The sequence below is a fragment of the Mycobacterium asiaticum genome (assembly GCF_001673315.1).
Classification (GTDB): domain Bacteria; phylum Actinomycetota; class Actinomycetes; order Mycobacteriales; family Mycobacteriaceae; genus Mycobacterium; species Mycobacterium asiaticum_B.
On the sequence record NZ_LZLQ01000144.1, the window covers coordinates 1 to 1,619 of the forward strand.

Here is a 1,619-nt window from a genome sequence, read left to right on the forward strand (position 1 = left end):
CCGCGATGACGCCTGCGCCGCCCGCGTGGCCGGAGCCGCCGGTGCCGCCGGCGCCTCCGGTGCCGCCGGTGGCGTTGGCGCTGCCGCCGTTGCCGCCGTCTCCACCGCCACCACCGCCGCCACCCGCGCCGGAATAGCCACTGGTGGATGAGGTGCCGGAGGTGTTCGAGCCGCCGTTTCCGGCCATGCCGCCGTCTCCGCCGTTGCCACCATTGCCACCTAAGGTGCTGCCGACCCCTGGCGTACCACCGTCGCCGCCTTTGCCGCCGTCACCGCCGCTGCCACCGCGCGAGCTGGTGGTGCCGTCAGCGCCGGTGTTCTGGCCGCCGTTGCCGCCGCCGCCACCGTTACCGCCCTTGCCGCCGCCGCCTCCGGTGCCGCCGCCGACGCCATCAATGCCGTCACCGCCGGTGCCACCGTGGCCGCCGGCGCCGCCCGTTCCGCCGTCGGAGCCGGCGGTGGAGACGACGCCGATGGTGCCCCCGATTCCGTTGCCACCGTTACCGCCGTTGCCGCCTAGGCCGCCGGTGCCGCCGGTGCCGTTAGAGCCAGCGGTAGCACCGTCCCGCAAAGTGCCGGCTGCTCCGGCTGTGCCGCCGGTGCCGCCTTGTCCGCCGGCGCCGCCGCTGCCGCTGGTGGTGCCGGTGTTGGTGCCGCCGTTGCCACCGCCACCGCCTTGTCCACCGTTGCCGCCGTTGCCGGCTTGGCCGCCGCCGATGCCGTTGATGCCGGCACCGGCGGTACCACCTTGGCCGCCGGTACCGCCCTGGCCGCCTTGGTTGCCCGCGGTCGGGGTGGTGGCGTCGCTGGTGCCGTTAGCGCCGGTGCCGCCGTTACCGCCGTTGCCGCCCTGACCCCCGGTGCCGCCGGTGCCGCTGTTGCCGGCTGCTCCGCCGTCGACCTGGGTGCCTGCGGCTCCGGCGGTGCCGCCGGTGCCACCCTGCCCGCCGGTACCGCCGTCACCGCCGGTGGTGCCGGTGTTGATGCCGCCGTTCCCACCGGTACCCCCGTGGCCACCGACGCCGCCGGTGCCGGCCTGCCCACCGCCGATGCCGTTGATCCCGGCACCGCTGGTGCCGCCGGTGCCCCCGGCTCCGCCCTGACCGCCCTGTCCACCGGCGGTGGGGTTGACGGGATTGTGGAATCCGTTGATACCGGTGGAGCCGTCGCCCCCAATGCCGCCCTGGCCCCCGGTACCGCCGGTGCCGTTGTTGCCGGCCGCGCCGCCGTCGACTTGGGTGCCGGCTGCGCCGGCCGAGCCCCCGGTGCCACCTTGACCACCCTGGGCGCCCATGCCGGCTCCGATGGCTCCGTCGCTGGTGGTACCGGTGTTGGTGCCGCCGTTCCCGCCGGTACCCCCGTGGCCACCGACGCCGCCGGTGCCGGCCTGCCCACCGCCGATGCCGTTAATCCCGGCACCGGCGGTGCCGCCGCGACCGCCGGCTCCGCCTTGGCCGCCCTGCGCACCGGCCGTCGGGGACAGCTTCGAATCACCGCTGGCGCCAACAGCACCGTCACCACCGGCGCCGCCGGTTCCGCCGGTTCCACCAGTGCCGTTGTTGCCGGCTGCGCCGCCGCCGACTTGGGTGCCGGCTGCGCCGGCCGAGCCCCCGGTGCCG

1 pseudogene is annotated in these 1,619 nt (G+C 76.5%); it reads right to left on the bottom strand.

Annotated elements, in window-relative coordinates:
• Positions 1 to 1,619, bottom strand: a pseudogene (locus A5636_RS27500) (PE family protein); the annotation flags it as partial.